The 16,872-nt window shown below is 68.1% G+C and carries 19 protein-coding genes and 1 tRNA gene; 6 read left to right on the plus strand and 14 right to left on the minus strand.

Annotation, left to right across the window (positions count from 1 at the left end; translation table 11 throughout):
* A partial coding sequence (locus DMB66_RS33710) for a penicillin-binding transpeptidase domain-containing protein (RefSeq protein ID WP_125808172.1) occupies nucleotides 1-1,621 on the plus strand: 1,621 nt, incomplete at its 5' end.
* 105 nt (nucleotides 1,622-1,726) lie between these two features.
* On the opposite strand, the gene DMB66_RS33715 is transcribed toward DMB66_RS33710, so the two are convergent.
* Nucleotides 1,727-2,179: a GatB/YqeY domain-containing protein gene (locus tag DMB66_RS33715; protein WP_125808173.1), complete on the minus strand. Its 453-nt coding sequence runs from the start codon at nucleotides 2,177-2,179 to the stop codon at nucleotides 1,727-1,729.
* A gap of 25 nt (nucleotides 2,180-2,204) precedes the next feature.
* Between DMB66_RS33715 and DMB66_RS33720 the strand changes: the two genes are divergently transcribed.
* Together DMB66_RS33720 and DMB66_RS33725 are read left to right on the plus strand one after the other, a co-directional pair.
* The gene (locus DMB66_RS33720; RefSeq protein ID WP_125808174.1) at nucleotides 2,205-3,098 is read left to right on the plus strand and encodes a metallophosphoesterase; all 894 of its coding nucleotides are present in this window, start codon (nucleotides 2,205-2,207) and stop codon (nucleotides 3,096-3,098) included.
* Between the two features lie 72 nt (nucleotides 3,099-3,170).
* Nucleotides 3,171-3,247 (plus strand) — tRNA-Pro (locus DMB66_RS33725).
* Between the two features lie 121 nt (nucleotides 3,248-3,368).
* On the opposite strand, the gene DMB66_RS33730 is transcribed toward DMB66_RS33725, so the two are convergent.
* Nucleotides 3,369-4,883 (minus strand): LacI family DNA-binding transcriptional regulator, encoded by a 1,515-nt coding sequence (locus DMB66_RS33730; protein WP_125808175.1) that lies wholly within the window; start codon nucleotides 4,881-4,883, stop codon nucleotides 3,369-3,371.
* Nucleotides 4,884-5,099: 216 nt separating this feature from the next.
* Here DMB66_RS33730 and DMB66_RS64290 point away from each other — a divergent pair, with 216 nt between their 5' ends.
* Complete coding sequence (locus DMB66_RS64290; RefSeq protein ID WP_233625035.1) at nucleotides 5,100-5,321, plus strand: hypothetical protein; 222 nt, start codon at nucleotides 5,100-5,102, stop codon at nucleotides 5,319-5,321.
* A 303-nt stretch (nucleotides 5,322-5,624) separates the two neighbouring features.
* Here the strand turns inward: DMB66_RS64290 and DMB66_RS33740 are convergent, their stop codons facing one another.
* The 11 genes from DMB66_RS33740 to DMB66_RS33790 all read right to left on the minus strand — a co-directional run bounded on the left by DMB66_RS33740 (nucleotide 5,625) and on the right by DMB66_RS33790 (nucleotide 13,911).
* Complete coding sequence (locus DMB66_RS33740) at nucleotides 5,625-7,118, minus strand: DUF3631 domain-containing protein (RefSeq protein WP_233625036.1); 1,494 nt, start codon at nucleotides 7,116-7,118, stop codon at nucleotides 5,625-5,627.
* On the minus strand, nucleotides 7,115-8,002 hold the full coding sequence (locus DMB66_RS33750) for a bifunctional DNA primase/polymerase (protein WP_125808187.1): 888 nt from the start codon (nucleotides 8,000-8,002) through the stop codon (nucleotides 7,115-7,117). The genes DMB66_RS33740 and DMB66_RS33750 overlap by 4 nt, the downstream gene beginning before the upstream one ends.
* 173 nt (nucleotides 8,003-8,175) lie before the next feature.
* Complete coding sequence (locus DMB66_RS33755; protein ID WP_125808178.1) at nucleotides 8,176-8,454, minus strand: hypothetical protein; 279 nt, start codon at nucleotides 8,452-8,454, stop codon at nucleotides 8,176-8,178.
* Between the two features lie 23 nt (nucleotides 8,455-8,477).
* The gene (locus tag DMB66_RS33760) at nucleotides 8,478-8,762 is read right to left on the minus strand and encodes a hypothetical protein (protein ID WP_199752776.1); all 285 of its coding nucleotides are present in this window, start codon (nucleotides 8,760-8,762) and stop codon (nucleotides 8,478-8,480) included.
* Nucleotides 8,763-8,899: 137 nt separating this feature from the next.
* Nucleotides 8,900-11,059 (minus strand): cell division protein FtsK, encoded by a 2,160-nt coding sequence (locus tag DMB66_RS33765; protein ID WP_125808179.1) that lies wholly within the window; start codon nucleotides 11,057-11,059, stop codon nucleotides 8,900-8,902.
* A complete protein-coding gene (locus tag DMB66_RS33770; protein ID WP_125808180.1) occupies nucleotides 11,056-11,784 on the minus strand; it encodes an NUDIX domain-containing protein in 729 nt (242 codons plus the stop codon). Before DMB66_RS33770 ends, DMB66_RS33765 begins: the two co-directional genes overlap by 4 nt.
* A gap of 12 nt (nucleotides 11,785-11,796) precedes the next feature.
* The gene (locus tag DMB66_RS33775) at nucleotides 11,797-12,243 is read right to left on the minus strand and encodes a DUF3307 domain-containing protein (protein ID WP_125808181.1); all 447 of its coding nucleotides are present in this window, start codon (nucleotides 12,241-12,243) and stop codon (nucleotides 11,797-11,799) included.
* Nucleotides 12,240-12,395, minus strand: coding sequence for a hypothetical protein (locus tag DMB66_RS61575; protein ID WP_158647464.1), 156 nt, complete (start codon nucleotides 12,393-12,395; stop codon nucleotides 12,240-12,242). Before DMB66_RS61575 ends, DMB66_RS33775 begins: the two co-directional genes overlap by 4 nt.
* Nucleotides 12,396-12,486: 91 nt before the next feature.
* Complete coding sequence (locus DMB66_RS33780; RefSeq protein WP_125808182.1) at nucleotides 12,487-13,275, minus strand: ABC transporter permease; 789 nt, start codon at nucleotides 13,273-13,275, stop codon at nucleotides 12,487-12,489.
* Nucleotides 13,276-13,309: 34 nt separating this feature from the next.
* Complete coding sequence (locus DMB66_RS33785; protein WP_125808183.1) at nucleotides 13,310-13,663, minus strand: RRQRL motif-containing zinc-binding protein; 354 nt, start codon at nucleotides 13,661-13,663, stop codon at nucleotides 13,310-13,312.
* Entirely contained in the window at nucleotides 13,663-13,911 is a 249-nt protein-coding gene (locus DMB66_RS33790; RefSeq protein WP_125808184.1) for a DUF6284 family protein, read from the minus strand. Before DMB66_RS33790 ends, DMB66_RS33785 begins: the two co-directional genes overlap by 1 nt.
* Before the next feature lie 735 nt (nucleotides 13,912-14,646).
* Here DMB66_RS33790 and DMB66_RS33795 point away from each other — a divergent pair.
* Nucleotides 14,647-15,501, plus strand: coding sequence for a sigma-70 family RNA polymerase sigma factor (locus DMB66_RS33795; protein WP_125808185.1), 855 nt, complete (start codon nucleotides 14,647-14,649; stop codon nucleotides 15,499-15,501).
* A 328-nt stretch (nucleotides 15,502-15,829) separates the two neighbouring features.
* A complete protein-coding gene (locus tag DMB66_RS33800; protein WP_233625037.1) occupies nucleotides 15,830-16,282 on the plus strand; it encodes a hypothetical protein in 453 nt (150 codons plus the stop codon).
* Nucleotides 16,283-16,384: 102 nt separating this feature from the next.
* Here DMB66_RS33800 and DMB66_RS61580 read toward each other — a convergent pair.
* On the minus strand, nucleotides 16,385-16,872 hold a 488-nt coding region (locus DMB66_RS61580), incomplete at its 5' end, for a hypothetical protein (RefSeq protein WP_158647465.1).

A 16,872-nucleotide genomic window follows, 5' to 3' on the forward strand; every position in this document is an offset into this window, starting at 1 on the left:
CATGCTGGAGCTCGGCTTCGTCACGGAGGTGGAGGCGAAGAAGGCGATTGCGACGAAGATCAGCAGGACGGTCAAGCGCCCGGGCAACGGCTGTGTGTCGGTGGCGAAGAACCACTGGGGCTTCTTCTGCGACTACTTCTACCGCTGGTGGCTGAGCCGCCCGGAGTTCGGCACGAGCACGTACGACCGGGAGCGGCGGCTCAAGAGCGGCGGCTACCGGGTCCAGACGTCGATGGACGTCAAGGCCCAGCAGGCCGCCCGCGACAACATCGGCAAAGAGATCTCGCAGAACAACAAGAACGCCCTGCTGCTCGCCGCGATTCAGCCGGGCACCGGCAAGGTCCGGGCCCTGGCCGCGAACCGCAAGTTCAAGCTGGATGACCCCGCGAAACCGCAGAACAAGATCTCCTCGGACCCGCGCAAGGCGAAGAAGAAGATTCGCGGCACGTATCCGAACACGACCAACCCGCTGCTCACCGGCGGCGGCGACATCACCGGCTACCAGGCCGGCTCGGTGTTCAAGATGTTCACCATGGTGGCGGCGCTGGAGAACGGCTACCCCTTGGCATATTCCATCAACGCGCCGGCCAAATACATCTCCAAATACCGCATCGCGCCGGGCCGGTCGACCTGTGGCATCTACTACTGCCCGAGCAACGCCGGCGGCGGTGCCGGCGGTGTCACCAACATGTGGACGGGCTTCAGCCGGTCGATCAACACCTTCTTCGTGCCGCTGCAGGAGCGGGTCGGCGCCGAGAAGGTGGTCGACGTCGCCAAGCGCTTCGGCGTGCAGTTCCGCACCCAGACGGACAAGGACCTCGGAAACACCAGGGATGCCGCCCACCAGTGGGGCGCGTTCACCCTCGGCGTCTCGTCCTCGACCCCGCTGGAGATGGCGAACGCCTACGCGACCCTCGCCGGCGACGGGATGTACTGCGAGCCGACCCCGGTGCAGCAGATCGTCTCGCAGAACAACGAGAAGATCGACGTTGGCAAGCCACACTGCACCCGCGCCACGTCCTCGGACGTGGCCCGCGCGGCGCTCGACGCGGCCCGCTGCCCGGTGGGCGACAACGCGCAGCTCGGCAGCTGCGGCGGCAGCCGTACGGCGGGCCGGGCGCGCGGGATCATCGGACACCCGATCTACGGCAAGTCCGGCACCACCGACAGCGGCCGGACGGCCTCGCTGATCATCGGCAGCAGCTCGCTCGCCGTGGCGGGCTACCTGGTCAACCCGGACTACCAGAACCACAAGGACCAGATGTCGCACGACATCGTGAACCCCGCGGTGTGGAACACGATGGACGACTACCTGCGGGGCAAACCCAAGGTCGGGTTCAAGAGGCCCAACAGCTCCAAGATCTCGATCGGTGAGCAGCGCTCCATCCCGGACGTGAAGTGCGCGACCATCGCCGGCGCCATCGCCCGCGTCGAGAGTGCGGGCTTCACCGCTTCGGTCGGCCAGGAAGTCGATTCGGACTGCCCGAAGGGCACCGCCGCCGGCACCAACCCGGGCGGCAGAACCATCAAGAACGGCTTCGTCAGCATCGAGGTCAGCAAGGGCAAGGCCGACGAAACGGCGGCCGACCCCACCAGGCCGAGACCACCGGGTAGACGTTGAACCCGGGCGGGCGGGTCACCTTCGGGTGACCCGCCCGCCGCGTTCCCACCCGGTTTCTGGACGGCTCCGTCAGCCGAGCCGGCCTCGGTCAGCCGAGCCGCCCGGTCAGCCGAGCTGCTGGCGTACCGCTGCCGCCACCCGGCCGCCCTCGGCCCGGCCGGCCACCGCCGCCTGGGCCGCCTTCATGGCGGGCCCCATCTGCGCCTTGCCGGTGAAACCGCCCGCCCGCAGTGCCTCCGCGACCAGCCCCGCGATCTCCTCGTCGGTGAGCTGCGCCGGCAGGTAGCGGTCGAGGATCTCGCCCTCGGCGTTCTCCTTCGCGGCCTGATCGCTCCGGCCGGCACCGGCGAAGGCGGTCGCCGCCTCCCGGCGCTTCTTCGCCTCCTTGGTCAGCACGGTGAGCACCTCGTCGTCGCTGAGCACCTTGGCGGCGTCCCCGGCGGTCTCGGCATTGCGCACGGCGGTCAGCGCCATCCGCAGCGTCGAGGTGGTCAGCTCGTCCCGGCTCTTCATGGCGGCGTGCAGGTCATCGTTCAGGCGGTCTTTCAACGTTCCCATGGACGGTCAAACTACTCTGGCCCTCATGCGCAAGCGCCCCTTTATCGCCCTGGCCGCCGGTGTGACAGTCGCCGGCGGTGCCGCCTTCGCCTATGCCTCGCTGATCGAGCGCAACCTGTTCACGCTGCGCCGCTTCGACATTCCGGTGCTGGAGCCGGACGCCGAGCCGCTGCGCATCCTGCACATCTCGGACCTGCACATGATGCCGGAGCAGCGCCGCAAGCAGGCCTGGGTGGCCGCCCTGATCGGCACAGACCCGGACCTGGTGGTCGTCACCGGCGACAACATGGCCTCCCCGCTGGCGCTCCCCGGCGTGCTGCGCGCCCTGGACCCGCTGCTGCACCTGCCCGGCGCCTTCGTCTTCGGCTCGAACGACTACCGCGGGCCGACCTGGAAGAACCCACTGCAGTACCTGCTGCCGGAACGCGAATACACCCAGGGCGTGGACCTGCCGGCCGAAGACCTGCGGGCGGCACTCGTGGACGCGGGCTGGGCAGACGTGAACAATGCCCGCACGGTGGTCAAGGCAGGCGGCCGCTCGGTAGAACTGGTCGGCGTCGACGACCCGCACATCGACCGCGACGACTACCCGTCGGTGGCGGGCCCCACCTCGGGCGGCGCCGACCTGCACATCGGCGTAACCCACACCCCGGCCTCCCGAGTCCTGGACGCGATGGCGGAAGACGGCTTCGGCCTGCTGCTGGCGGGCCACACCCACGGCGGCCAGGTCTGCGTACCGGGCTACGGCGCGCTGACCACCAACTGCGACCTCCCGCACTCGATGGCCAAGGGCCTGCACCGCTGGCCAGGCTCGGAATCCTGGCTGCACGTATCCGCCGGCCTAGGCACCCACCCGACGGCACCGATCCGGTTCGCCTGCCGCCCGGAGGCCACGATCCTGACCCTGATCCCCCGCTGACCAGCAGTTTCACCGACCCGGGATACCGATTTCGCGACCGCCGAAGCGTCGGCTAGTATTGCTGAGCACGCTCGGGGTATGGCGCAGCTTGGTAGCGCGCTTCGTTCGGGACGAAGAGGCCGTCGGTTCAAATCCGGCTACCCCGACCAGAGAAAGTGCAGGTCAGGCCCGGTCTTCCGCACAGGGAGGCCGGGCCTGACTGCTATCCAGCGGCGCCTGTGGCGACTTTTGTGGCGAATCTTGCCCGGGAGCCCTCTCCGCTGGGCCTGTTCAGAGCTTCTGCAAGAGCCGGTCGAGCGCCCGCACCGGCGACCGCGCGGACATTGCCTTGCGGATGCGTAGCGCGGCAAGCCAGTTCTCCGTCAGGTCGGCGAGCAGCCGCTGACGCATCTTCTCGGTGATGTGCGTGTACCGCTTCTGCACCGAACCGTCCGAGTGCCCCATACGGTCGTCTTGCAGCTTCTCCGGCACGCCGAGTTCCTGCATCTCAGTCTTATGTGTGTGCCGCAGGCCGTGCGGCGTGAGGCCCGGTGCCACCGGCACCCAGCAGGCGTCAGCGCGGGCGGTCGCCCCGCGTCCCCGCGCCGGAATACCCGGCCATGTCTCACCAACGATAGGAACCGGCCGGGCCGGTCGCGGACTCATCTGCGGATACCACCCAGTCGCTGCGGGGTGGAAAAGCCACGTCGCGAAGCCGCTTCGTCGCCAGTGCGGGGCCAGCGCAGTTGAGACCTGACCGCGCACATAGCCAAGCTTCTCGATCGCGACCGTGACCTTCGCCCGAGTGCCCTCCGGCACCGTGTCCGGCCGATTAAGGACGTTCGAGACGGTACCCGTAGAAACCCCTGCGCAGCGCGCGACATCAACGATTTTCGCCCCCGGCGCATGCGCCGCCTTGTTGGCGGAACGGTGGCCACTGAACACGTACGTGAAGCCGTGACACGAACAGGGCGTGGGCTTGACACGCGCTATGTGATCGTCAAGCAGATCCTGTAGGAAGTCGGGCGAGTCGGCCGATCGATGCGAATCGTCCTTGGGAGGAATGCGGATAAGTTCCCCTGTATCAAGTTCGTAGAGCTGCCACTCGATACGAATTTTTCCGCGACGCACGTATTTCGTTTCCAATCCGACGAGTTCCCCGAACCGCATGCCGACCGTCTTCTTGGTCACTACTGCGACGAATTCATCGTCGCGGCCCGACAGGAGTGCGGCGCGTTCGGCTATGAGAATCGTGCCGAGGGTGTCAGTGAATACTTTCTCCGGTCCCCTGCCGCGCTTCTTGCCGGTTCGGCGACCACGGCCACGACGTTTGGTTGCCGGGTTGAAATCGAGGTATCCGTCCGTCTGCGCGTCGGAGAGAATCAGGTGCAGAGTGCCGCGCCACGTCTTGATGCTGGATTCCGCGTATCCGTTTGCGCGTTCGCGTTTCTCCCAGAGATCCACCTCTTCGGGGGTCAACTCCTCCCGCATGGCAAGTTCGCCGAAAGCGGGTAGGAGGTGGTTTTCGATGTGGCGTCGGTAGTTCTGCATCGTGGATTGCCCGAGATCCTGCCGCGCGTACCAGCCACTCACGTACGCGCCGAATTTCATCCGGAGGTCAAGCGAAATGCGTTTCGGGTTTTTCTCAAGCTCGACCTCTTTCGCGTCGGCGGCCTTCTTCGCTTCCCGGCGCGAGGGAAAACGTACGATGTGGCCAAACTCGTCACGTACAGTTTCGTATTTGCCGGAAGTGTTCTTGAAGCGGCCACGCCAATACTGGCCCCGAACTTCATCCGCAAACCCCATATGAGCGCTCCTTCCTCCGAATCGAGATGCCCCGCGCCGTCGCTCGGCGCGGGGCACCGTTGGTTATGCGGCTTGCTGTCGCGCGGCTTGAGCGCGGCGAGGAATACGAGCGACCAACTGTACGGATTCCGACGACGGGGCAACGGTTGTGCGACGGGGCTTGCGCGGAACCTTGCTCGGCCGCCCCGGGTTGGCCGGGGCAGGGGTTGCAGCGTCATGGCTGAAGATTCGCGCGATTTCCTTCACGTGCTGACGCGAGAACTTGTAGCTGCCGCCAGCTTTGCAGTACGGAATTCTTTCCTTGCGAGCCTGTTCTTTGATCCACCATTCGGAGCATCGGAAGATTTCGGCTACCTGGGCGGGCAAGAGGATAACGAGATCATCATCGAGTGGAGTGGCGTCGGTTGCCATGACGGTTCTCCCCGTGGTCGGCATTGAGGGGGTGGCGGGCGAGGGTGCTCATGGCGTCTCTGCCGCCCGTTCCGGCGTGATGCGGGTCAGGACGTGGATGCGGTGAGCGGTGACACACAAGGGACCCGAGCGGCCTGCCGAGAGCGCCGTAGAGCCAAGATTTCGGCATGACCGGCGAAGGTATGCACCGATGTCTCTACGTGGCTCTCAGCGGGCCGCACCGACGGCCGATTCAGTCGCTCGGCCGGTTGGGGGCGGTCAAGCCGTACCAGCCGTACCAGCCGTACCAGTGCAGGTCAGCGGCGGTACGGCTTGTCGGGGCGGTACGGCTCAAGCCGTACCAGTGGCATCGGCCGCCGGGGGCGGGGGCATCTCGTCGAGGGTGGCTTGGTACGGCTGGAGCCGTACCACGTTATCAAGCCGTACCGCCTCTGAGCTGCTGTGGTACGGCTGGTACGGCTGGTACGGCTCTGCCTCCGGTTCGGGGCAGTAGCGCTGCCAGGCGTCGCCGAACACGGCGCGGCGGTAGCCCTTGGCCTGGCCGACCGGCTGAGGGAAGCGGATCGTGTCGGGCCGGATGTCGTACTCGCGCAGCAGTGTGCCGAGCCGCATCGGGGTCAGGCCGGTCCCGCCGTATTCCGACCATGGCGCTTCCGGGTCGGTCTTGAGTCGGTCGAGCAGCATGCTGGTCGGGATCGCCTCTGCGGCGCCGAACGCGGCGCGGCAGTCGGTCAGGAGTCGGATGCGGTCGGAGGCGACGGTGTTGCTGTCCCGTTCGGCGGTCAGCGACTCGGCGGCGTGCCGTCCCCGGTCGGGCCAGTCGCCGCCGGCCAGGTCGGCGACGGCGATCAGCGGTTCCCACGTGTCGGCCGCCCGGTCCTCCAGAGGCATGACCGGCTCGGCCTGTTCGAGCTTGGGCAGGCTCGCGCGTAGCCACACGCTGAGGTCGTTGGCGAGTTGCCGCAGCGCGGGGCCGTCGCGGCGGTGCCGGTACGGCGCGACCGTCTCGCCGGGCGCGCGGCGGCGCATCCGGACAACCACGGCCCGGTCCTCGATGGTGTCGGGCATCTGGCCGATTCCGGCGAGCGCGGCCATGGCGAATGTGGCGATCTTCTCGACCCGGTTGCGGGCGTTGTCCCACCGGATCGTGGGCCGGTTGCGCTGGTGACCGGCGTTGAGCAGGCCGCGCAACTCTTCGTTGGTCTCGGCCGCCTTGCCCCCGAAGATCGTGTCGGCTTCGTCGACCAGCAGGGTCGGCGGGTCGTCGGAGCCGATCGACCGGTATACCGCTGCCGTGGACGCGTTGACGGTGATCAGCGGGTTGCAGCAGGTGCCCTCGACCACGTCGAGCAGGCGGGACTTGCCGCAGCGTTTCTCGGGTGCGCGGATCACCAGCCGGGGCGCGTGTGCCCATGCCTGCTGTGCGTGGGTGGCGGCGATCCACAACACGACGGCGTCGAGCGCTTCCGGCGACGGGAGCACGACGTATTTGGTGAGCACGTCGTGCAGGCGGTCGAGGATCGCCGGTCCCTCGATCACCCGGTGGGGTTTGGTCATGATGGGTTCCTCTCCGACCGGCGAGCGGTCAGGGATGGTGGTGGGCGGTGACGATGCGGCCGACGTGCTGGGCGACGGCGTGCAGGACGGCGTTGCCGAGTGCGCCAAGTCGGTCCACCCGGTCGGGAAGCCCATAAGCCACTCGATCCACTGCGGGTTCGGTCGGCCACCGATCAGGTCCGGGATGTTCATGCCGTTCTTGCGGGTGGCCAGCCGTCGGGTGATCCCGGCGAACAGTTCGAGCACGTTGAGCGGGTCGCCGGTCACGCCGCGATCCCTTGCAGCGCAACGGATTCGGCCCGGAAGCCACCGGTGATCGCGGCGCGGGTGTCGCGGTCGCTCTGCCCGGCCGCCCGACCGGCTTGGTAGAGCGCGGCGTGCGCGTCGTCCGGGTTGACCGCCCCGGCGGCGACCATCCGGGCCACGCCGCGCGCCGCGCCGTAGAGGGTGTTGCGGCGGGTGCCCTCGGGGGCGGCGGCGACCGCTTGCAGGTTGGCGGCGAGCAGGGCGGCAGGGTCCGAGATGCCCTCCCCCCGGTGAAGTGGGGTGACGGTGCCGACGGGCGTCGCGGCCGTCGCGGGCTCGACCGGGCGGGACAGCTCGACCAGCGCGCGGGGCATCTCGACTACGGCCCGGTCCCCGATGCGCCGGTACGGCTGTCCGGTGCTCGGATGGATCGACGGCGGCGCGACGACGTAGCCGCCGTCAGCCTTGATGTCGATGCCGGGGTGATCGCGGAGCTTCGCGGCGAGCGTGTCGCCGGGGTGTCGATAGTACAGATGCCAGCCGCCATCGCCGGTCCGGACCGCGCGGGTGGGCGGCATCAAGTCGCGGTCGATGTCGCCGCCGTTACGCGGGTCGATGTCGACCACGGCCAGGTCGCACACGCGGCCGGTCCGGATCGCGAGCAGGCCACCAGGTACCCGAGCGTGCATAGTGGTGATCCGGTCCGGGTCGCGGGTGGCGGCGTAGAAGCCGTGACAGGTCAGGTGATCGCAGGCTTCCGGGTCATGGGTGCGGCGACGCTCGCCGTCCTTCGGGCACTGGGTGCAGTTGGCGACCGGCCGCTTGGACCGGCCGAGCCAGAACACGGGGTAGCCCTCGGCGGCGAGCGCGAGCGCGGCGGCCAGCATCGGGCCGGGATTCGGCATGGGTTGCTCCTGGGTGATGGAGACGGACGGCGGTTCGGGCCGCCCCACCAGCGCGGCCGGGGTGTGCGCGGGGCAGCGCGGCCCGGTCAGATACCGGCGCACCCGGTCGGTGGCGAGGCAGATGCGCGCCTCGCCACCGATCCAGTGCCCGCACGCGGCGGCGGCGTGGTTCATCAGGCAGCCCGGCGTAGCCGGTCCGTGTTGGGGTTGGTCATCGCCGTGCGGGTGGCGTTGAGGGCGGCGCGGGTGGCGGGGTCCATGAGGGCACGGTCGGCGTGGTCCAGGCCGTGGGTGAGGGCGTGGCGGCGGCGGGCCTCCAGCGCGGTGGGCAGGCCAGGGTGGGAGACGCGGCGGTGGCCGCCGGGGAGACGCTGCACGCGAAGCCCTTGGGCCTCGGCGGCGGCGTCGTGCTTGGCGTGGATGCGGTCGGCGATGCGGTCGAGCAGGCTCACGATTCGGTCCTTCCGGTGTGCGGTCAGCGGTCGGCCTTGGAGTGGACTTCGCGGAGTGCGTTGATCACGCGGCGGCCGATGCGCAGTCGCCGGCCGTCGCCGCCGCAGCGGCGACACAGGCCGAACGCGCGGCCGAACGGTGAGCGGCGCTTGCCGCTGCCGTGGCACTTGCGGCATGCGCCGAACGGCCAGAGCCAGCAGCCGAGCGCGTAACCCAGCGTGACCAGCAGGAGGGTGATGAAAAGCAGTCCGATCAGGACACCGGAAGCGTCGTCCGTCGGGGTAGCGGTAGCGGCGAGGAAGGACATGAAAGTGCCTCCAGAGCGGTTTTCGCTGGTGGGAGGGATGCCGCCGCTACCCGCTACCGGCCGGTGTATGCGCTGACCAGGCCGGTAGCGGGTAGGGGTAGCGGTCGCGCTACCGGTAGCGGAAGATCCGCTACCGATCAGGCGGCCTTGCGGCGACCGATCGCGGTGTCGATGTCGGCCACCCGGCAGCCGCGCGAGACGGTGCCTTTGACCTTGACGCTCACGCTCGGTACATGCTCGCGGAGCAGTGCCGAGACGGCGTCGGCGGTCGCGTCGGCGTAGTGCTCGGGCAGCCGGTCGGCGAGCCTCTCGGCGACGGTGGCCCAGTGCAGGCCGTTCTCGCCGGGCAGGAACACCGAGCGGACGTCGGCGAGGCTGTCGCGCAGCTCCCGGGCGACCTTCTCGCCGGCGGCGTCGCCGGTGAGCGTCCCGGCGGCCTCACGGTGCTTGCGGGCGGCGGTGAGGATCCGCTCGGCGTCGGTGTGGTCGGCCAGGTAGGTCCGCACCGTGGCGGTGTCGTCGCTGTGGCCGTAGAGGATGCCCACACCGGCGTACTGCTTGCCGTTGGGCAGTGCGGATGCGTCGAAGCCCTCGGCGTAGGCGTCACCGCCGAGGACCGCCTCACTGACGATCCGGTTGCCGCAGCGCAGCGCGAACCGCACGCCGTGGTTGTCGCGGTAGCGGTTGAACAGCCGGCCCACGTCCCCGGCACCGACCCCGGACGGCTTCTGCGAGCTGGAGAAGATGATCACTCCGGCCGACGGGCCGACGGCCATGATGAACGACAGCAGCCCGGCGATCTCCTTGTTGATGTCCTGATCGTCGGTCTCGAAGTAGGTCTGAAACTCCTCCATGACCAGCACCCACACCCGCAGCAGCGGGTACTTGCGCGACAGCTCACGGGTGAGCTTGCCCTCGGGGCACTCCGAGGTGGGCAGTGAGGCGAGGAAGTCGTTGACCTCCTCGATGTGCTTCTTGACCTCCCGCAGCATCTCCAACAGGTGCTCGATCGGGTCGTTGTCGCGGCTGTTCGGGACCACACCGCACACGAACCGGTGTGCGATCAGCCGGAACTTGTCCCAGTCGGCCGACATCTTCCCGTCGGCCAGCAGCAGCACCGTGTACGGGTCGAGCGCCGCGTACAGGGCCAGCAGCCGGGTCGCGAACGTCTTGCCCTTACGCGGCTGCGCGCCGACGAGAACGCTGATCCACATCATCAGCAGGCCGACGTTGCGGTCCCGCTCATCCTTGCCGAACGGGGCGGGCTGCCAGATGTCGCGGGGCTTGCAGTCCAGCAGCGGTGTGCGCCCGGCCGGGATGGCCAGGGGGTCGCGGTCGGCGACGAACAGCACGTGCCGACGGTGCGAGCTGGGATCGCGGGTGATGTACACCTGATTGATGGACACGTCCAGGCCGGACGCGATCGCGCCTTTGGCCTTGATGACGTCGTCGAACGTCTTGCCGTACGGCACGTCGATGGTGACCTGTGAACCGGTGTTGGCGGCGTCACGGGCCATGGTCCCACCGAACGTGACCTGCTGACGTGGCTTGTCCGGGTGGCCGAGCCCGGCGGCGTAGTACGCCCGCAGGATGATGTCCGGGTCGATGCGGCGGAAGCGGCCGGCGACGGTGGCCGGGGTGATGATCGGCCGGTCCTGCGGGCGGCCGATGTGCGCCAGGAACGCCACCACGGCCGTCCCGGTCAGCAGCAGCGCCCACGTCGGCGCGGTCGCGTACAGCACCGGTCCGCCGATCACCACGGTGAGCAGCCCGGCCAGCAGGACGATGCCGCGCCACATGCGGGTGGCCTTGACCTCGCGGTGCAGCTTGAGCCACATCGCCGGGTCGTTGGCGTCGGCGGCGGCCTGCCGCAGCCCGTACTGCTCGGTCACCCACCACCACTTAATCTGGCGGCCGAGCAGCCGGAACAGCCCGACGACCGACCAGAACGAGGCGAGCAGCGCGTACCAGGGTGAGCGCAGCGCGTGGAAGCCGCACCGGTACGCGGCCAGCGCGGCGGCCTGCTTCGCGCTGTGCTTGATGTTGGGCCAGGTGTTCCAGCCGACCGGCACGATCGGGATCCGGCCGTCGGCCTTGACGATGGGCGGGTCTACCAGCGCGCCGCCGGGGGTCGGCTCGTCGTCCAGGGCCACCGCGTAGTGCGTGTCACCGGACCCGGCCTTGCGGGCGCGGGCCGTGTCCAGGTCCACCACGTCGGCGTCGGGCAGGTCCGCCACGTCGTGCTCGGCGGCGTTCCAGTCGAATCCGTCGGGGTTGGGCGTCGGGTTGTCGCTCACGGACGGGCCTCCGTTCCGTCGGTCGTGCCTGGGCTTGCGACGGGGTCAAGCAGGGGATTTGTGTGGAGCGCCTCGGCGAGCATCGCCCGGTGGGCCGGGAAGACGTGCCCGCCGTAGGCGCGGGCGAGGTAGCGGGTCAAGGTGTCGTAGTCGTCCGCCAACACCCACTCGGCGCGGTCCGCGTCGTCACGGCCGAACACGGCGGGGAGTTGCCAGAGGAAGTCGACGCGGCCGAGGTCGGTCCGGGCCAGGACGGTGACCATCCACGCCTCATCGCTGGCGCGGGGGTCCGGCACGTAGCGCGGCGGCTCGACTCGCCACCGCGTGTCGGAGTCCAGGGTGAGGGTGGTTTCCTCTGCCAACTCCCGCGCGGCGGCGGCGGCCAGGGCTTCACCGGGATCGACGTGCCCGCCGGGCAATGCCCAGCCGTGACCGTCACCGCGTTCCACCATGACGATCCAGCGATATCCGTCCCGGTCGGTCGCGGTCACCAGGGCGTCAGCGGCCAGAGCCTCGCCCCAATGGCCCAGCTCGTTGCGGCCGTAGCGGATGCCGGTGCTCTGGCACGGGTTGACCGGGCGGCCGTCGATGACCTCGAACGGGATCGCGGCGGCGGCCTGCAGGGCGGGCCAGTCGATGCGGGTGGGGTCGGTCTCGGGGTCGGCCCACGACGCGCCGGCCGCAGCGGCAGCGATCACGTCGGGGTGGGTGTAGGTGATGGTCATCGATCCTCCGGTTCAGGCGGCGATCACGAGGGCGGCGGCGAACAGGAACAGGTAGTGCAAGGACTGGTCCAGGGCGTAGGCACCGGTGCCGATGCACGGGTTGTCGTCTCGGCCCGGACGCGGCTTACCGAGGGCGTAGAAGGCGTCCAGGCGCACCAGTGCGGCGAGGGCGGCCAGCGGGGTACGCCGATCGGCGATGTAGTGCGTGACGGCGGAGACGGCCAGTCCGGCGGCGACGCCGGCCGGGTTCAGTGGCAGGCCGAGGAACAGCGGCAGGGCGAGCACGGCCAGCAACGCGGTCGCGGTGTAGGTGGCGACGTGCGCGGCGCAGGTGAGACGGCCGGCGCGGCCGGGGTCACCCTTGTGCAGTGCTTGATGGTCGGTCTGGACCCAGTGATCAGCGACTTGGTGAGCGACGAACAGGGCGACGAACACGGCGGCGAACGTGGCGGCGGTCATCGTTTGGTGCCGATCGAGCGGCGGTCGCGACCGGCAGCGGCGGCAGCGCGCTGGCGCTGCTCGTCGGCGGCTCGGGCCGCGTCTTGCGCGGCCCTGATGTCCTCGGCGCTGCGCTCGGCGCGGTTACCCGGTCCGAAGAGGTTGCTTGCCATACTGGTGACCTCCCAAAGGTCCTTGTGGCTGACGGAGAGGACCGGCGGCACGGCGCGGTTACCAGGCCAGATGCCGTGCCGCCGGGCGAAGTCAGTGCGAGCGGTGCATCAGGTGTGCGAGCCCGGCGCCCATGCCGAGCACGGCGACCGGGATGCACGAGACGGCGGCGGTGATCGGCCACGGGGCCGACGTCCAACCGGCGGCGGCCATCAGGTGGTAGGCGACCTGGCCGAGCGCACCGAGCGCCAGCGACGCCAGCGCCGACCACTTGGCGAACCGCAGCGCCGCGCCGGCGACCATGCCGGACAGCCACACGTACAGGGCGTACGCGGCGTAGGTCTCGACGCCGATGGGCAGCGTGATCGCCGTGTTGATCTGGAAGTCGGAGATGCCGGGTAGCAGCGTGACCATGCCGAAGCCGGTCAGCCGTCCCATCTCGACCCAGCCGCCCCAGATCGCGACGAACGCGGGCAGGCACAGGATCAGTACGGGCCAGACGATCGGTCGGCGACGCTTCGGCGCGGGCTCGGCGACCGGCTCGGCCGCCGGCGACTCGACCGGGGCGGTGGGCGGCCGGACGATGCCGACCCCCGGCGTCTCGTCGGTCGGGTCGATCGGCGGTAGCGCCGGCGGGGTCACCGCGGGCTCGGCGACCGGCTCGACCGGCTCGGGCTCGACCGGCTCAGGGGCGGTCGGCGCGGCCGGGGCGGGGGTGAGCGCGGCGATCAGCTCTTTCGCCTTTGGGCCGCCGATCTTGAAGGTCTTCATCAGGGTGTTGCGGCTCGGGATCTGGCCGAACTGGTCAGCCAGGTCGCGGGCGTGCGGGATCAGCTCATCGACGGTGCGCGGGTAGGCGCTCTGTGTGGTCGTGGCGGTCATCGGCTGTTCCTCTCAGAGCAGGGATAAGGGCAGGTCACGCGCACTCGATGCAGCAGCCGAGCGAGCGCGGGATGCAGTAGGGCCGCACGGTGCGGCAGGTCGAGCAGGTGCGGCGAGCGCGCATCGCCTTGGCGAGCGCCGCTCGTACGGCCGGCGTTGCGGTGCGCTTCGGCCGGGCCAGGTCGAGCCGGTACAGGTAGGCGGCGCGGGTGCCGCCCACGCCGGTCCACAGGATCTGAGCGGCGATCGGTTGGCGGCCGGGGCAGAGACCGCGTTCCCGCAGTTGACGGCGGGTGGCGTAACCGGCCGGGGCACCCCGCCACCAGTAGGTGGGGATGCCGTACCGGGCGCCGTCCGGGTCGTGGAACGCGGCCCGGATACGAGCCATCAGGCCGCGCGACTCGGGCTCGGCGACCGGGTCAGCCGGGCCACCAGCGCGAACGTCTCGCGGATCACCGCGTGCTCGGCGCGGCGTACGCGCCGGGCGTCCATCTCGTTGACCCGGCCGCGCTCGGCCGCGTCCAACAGGGTGATCTCAGCGGTCAGCCACTCCAACTCAGCGTTGATCAGCGGTTCCTCGATCTCGATCGCCGCCAGGTCGGCGGCGGTCGGCTCATCGGTGTCGAAGTCGTCCATGGTCAGCGGTTGTCCTTCCGGAAAGGTCAGGCGGCCTGCGGCAGCCGGCGGGTGCTCACCCGACGGCGCCCGGCGCGGCAGCCCTGGCAGTGGGTCTCGTCCGGCGCCAGCGGCGCCAGGTCGGTACAGCCCTGGCACTTGCGCCAACAGGCGCTCTGACGTGCGGTAATGCGTACGGACGAAGCGAGGGAAGCCATGACATGCATCTCCCTGCAGTCGATCGGAAAACTAGGGAATGTGGTGTGCAGAACGCCCGGCGGACCAGCCCACCTCAGGGCTGGCCCGCCCGGAACGCGTCAAATCTCGGCCCTCGGGGCCGCTGGAATCGAGCTAGGTCTACTTGTCCGCCACCGCGTGCTCACGTCGTCGCCCACCATCCGCAGTACGTCGCGGGATGCGCGACGGCCGCCTCATCGCATGCCCACCGCCGATGTCGACGGCTATGGGGCAGCCAGTGTTCTGCTGGCCGCTGAGCGGGGCCTAGACCTGTCGCTTACTGCTGGCGCCGCCTGCCGATCGCTTCCCAGCGGAACAGGTAGAGCACCTCAACCGGTTGTTGTGCAGTTCGGTCAACACTGCCTCTATGGAGATGTCTCGTTAGGGGGAGCCTGAGTGCTGCGTAACCCCCCTTACGCCATGACCGTAAGGCCACCATCGAAGGTTCGTCAAGGGGGCGGGTAGAACTTCCGTAACCCCCCTAACTACACTGGACGAGTCGTCCGGAGGAGAGATGCCGTGCAGGAGCTAGAGGCGGTTAGGGCCGCCACAGACCCACTCGATCGCGTCAGGCTTGCCACAGAGGCCCTGGCGGGCTACCAGGAAGCGATCGCCGACCTCGGCAGGATTCGTCGCGATGCCGTCGACTACCTCCGCAGCCAGGGCATGACCCTCTCGGACATCGCGGACCAGGCGGGAGTCAGCCGCGCCCGACTTTCCCAGCTGAGCACGACAAAGCGCACACCCGAGCGAATCATCTTCTCGGAAGGGTCGACCATCACCATCGCCGTCGACACCAAGCAGGAGGAATCCGGACGCCCGGTGGTTCATCAGGAACACACCGCAGCGATCGAGATTCTGACGCGTACCGCCCGAAAGGTGGGCCTTGAAGTAAATGAGACCGAGTACATTGTTTCGCCTGGTCTCATAGATTTGAACCGGGAGGGACTAGTCGTTGTATGTGGCCCCCGGCGCTCGCCGCTGATTGCGCAGATGCTTGCGGCCGATGAACGATATGGATTCGGGAAAGATGATCAGGGCTGGTACCTGATGGACAAGTCCTCGGGTGAGCAATACCGATCACCCGAGGATTCGGGAAAACCAGGCGACTACGCCTACCTTGGTCGCCTACCGCGACCGGATGGACGCGGCTTCTGGCTATACATGGCAGGAATTCACGCACCAGGCGGCCAGGGGGCGGCGATGTTCCTTGAAAAAGAGCTATCCGATCTCTACCGTGATGCCAAAGCCGGCCGTTGGTCTTGCCTCGTGAAATGCCAATGGGACTCGACGACCGGGCAGGTTCAGAATGCCGAGTTGCTGACGCCCATTCATCACGTAGGGAGGCCCGGTGCGCGTTCGCGTCGCAAGTGAGTCAGGCAGGCCAGACGGCCGCAACGAAGACTGGTCGGGGGCTACGAATCATGTTGCCGTAGTCCTGGATGGCCTCTCCGAGGCGCCAGAGACGGGCTGCGTCCATGGGACGCCCTGGTACGTGCGTCAGCTCGGCTCCAGGCTCGTCGGTCTAGCTGATGAGGCAATGGTCTTGCCATTGCCAATGGTCCTGGCGTCCGCGATCCGCGAGGTGGCGGACCTACACAAGGGATCATGCGATCTCAAGCACCCGGGGTCGCCCTGTTCAACCGTGGCGATGATCCGCCACCTCGGAAGGTCTACGGAGTTTCTCATCCTATCCGATTCGGTGATCGTGCTTGACCGAGAATCGGATAGCCCAGTCATTATGCAGGACAAGGCGGTCGATTCTTTCGCGTCCCATGCGGCGGCGGCAGCGATCACAGCGGCAGGAAAAGATGACAAGAGCGCTCTGACCGCGCTCATTCAGGAGCAACAGAAGATTCGCAACAAGCCCGGAGGCTATTGGGTCGCCCAAGTTGACCCAGCCGCCGCGCAGTACGCAAAAACCGGTTCCATGACTGACATTCGCGGAGCTGTCCTACTTTCCGACGGCGCAGCCCTTCTGGTCACCGATTTCCACGCAATGGACTGGCCGGCGCTGCTGACGCTGGCCTACCAAGAAGGGCCAGCGGAGCTGATCGCCAGGACGAGAGCGCTAGAGGATCAAGACCCTCATGGCGAGACTTGGCCGAGGTACAAGCATCGGGATGACGCGACGGCGGTCGTCTGTGTCATGTAGGGACGGGTCACACGCCCCTGCCATGTTGCTGCGGGAGCGCGGCGCGGTACCTACGTCGTGCCGTCGACCGTCCTAGGGTCGTACGCCTGTGTTAGCGCCATATCAGCCGTGACCGTGCTTGCTTGCCTTCCAAAGAAAATACATCTGAGAAAGCTCAACCGCTTGCCGGTCATCAAAGTACTTATATGCCTGGAGTAAAGGCGTGGCCGCTGCCGCTATTCCTGCAGTGATCACAAAGGGCATGGCCGCCAGAGCGCCAAACGCGGTCGTTGCAGATCCGACCGCGATACCAGCAGCGAGCTTGAACGAGAGCGACCTTTTCGAGGCAGAGATCTTGCTTTGTATATCGGCCACCTCTGGCTCGATCGTATCGCGCCATACCGATCGGGCAATCTTCTCTGGATCCTCGGTCGTCGCTTTCTCGATCGCCTCTGCAATGGCCTCGACGAGGGTCTTGCGGAACCGCTCGAAGTGTTCATACTCCGACTCGCGCAGCTTTAGGAGTTCCGCCGTTTCCAAATTTGCAAGGACTGGAATGTCGAGATTGAGGGCTACTTGATCCACGGTGGCGGCGCCAGTAGTCTTATCCC

This window comes from Actinoplanes sp. ATCC 53533 (assembly GCF_003947245.1).

Coding starts and splice junctions, on each gene's coding strand:
- DMB66_RS33750 (WP_125808187.1), bottom strand. CDS start 8,002: ATGCCGAATCCCGGCCCGATGCTGGCCGCCGCGCTCGCGCTCGCCGCC.
- DMB66_RS64290 (WP_233625035.1), top strand. CDS start 5,100: ATGGCTGAAGATTCGCGCGATTTCCTTCACGTGCTGACGCGAGAACTT.
- DMB66_RS33775 (WP_125808181.1), bottom strand. CDS start 12,243: ATGACCGCCGCCACGTTCGCCGCCGTGTTCGTCGCCCTGTTCGTCGCT.
- DMB66_RS33780 (WP_125808182.1), bottom strand. CDS start 13,275: ATGACCGCCACGACCACACAGAGCGCCTACCCGCGCACCGTCGATGAG.
- DMB66_RS33720 (WP_125808174.1), top strand. CDS start 2,205: ATGCGCAAGCGCCCCTTTATCGCCCTGGCCGCCGGTGTGACAGTCGCC.
- DMB66_RS33715 (WP_125808173.1), bottom strand. CDS start 2,179: ATGGGAACGTTGAAAGACCGCCTGAACGATGACCTGCACGCCGCCATG.
- DMB66_RS33730 (WP_125808175.1), bottom strand. CDS start 4,883: ATGGGGTTTGCGGATGAAGTTCGGGGCCAGTATTGGCGTGGCCGCTTC.
- DMB66_RS61575 (WP_158647464.1), bottom strand. CDS start 12,395: ATGGCAAGCAACCTCTTCGGACCGGGTAACCGCGCCGAGCGCAGCGCC.
- DMB66_RS33770 (WP_125808180.1), bottom strand. CDS start 11,784: ATGACCATCACCTACACCCACCCCGACGTGATCGCTGCCGCTGCGGCC.
- DMB66_RS33790 (WP_125808184.1), bottom strand. CDS start 13,911: ATGGACGACTTCGACACCGATGAGCCGACCGCCGCCGACCTGGCGGCG.
- DMB66_RS33760 (WP_199752776.1), bottom strand. CDS start 8,762: ATGTCCTTCCTCGCCGCTACCGCTACCCCGACGGACGACGCTTCCGGT.
- DMB66_RS33785 (WP_125808183.1), bottom strand. CDS start 13,663: ATGGCTCGTATCCGGGCCGCGTTCCACGACCCGGACGGCGCCCGGTAC.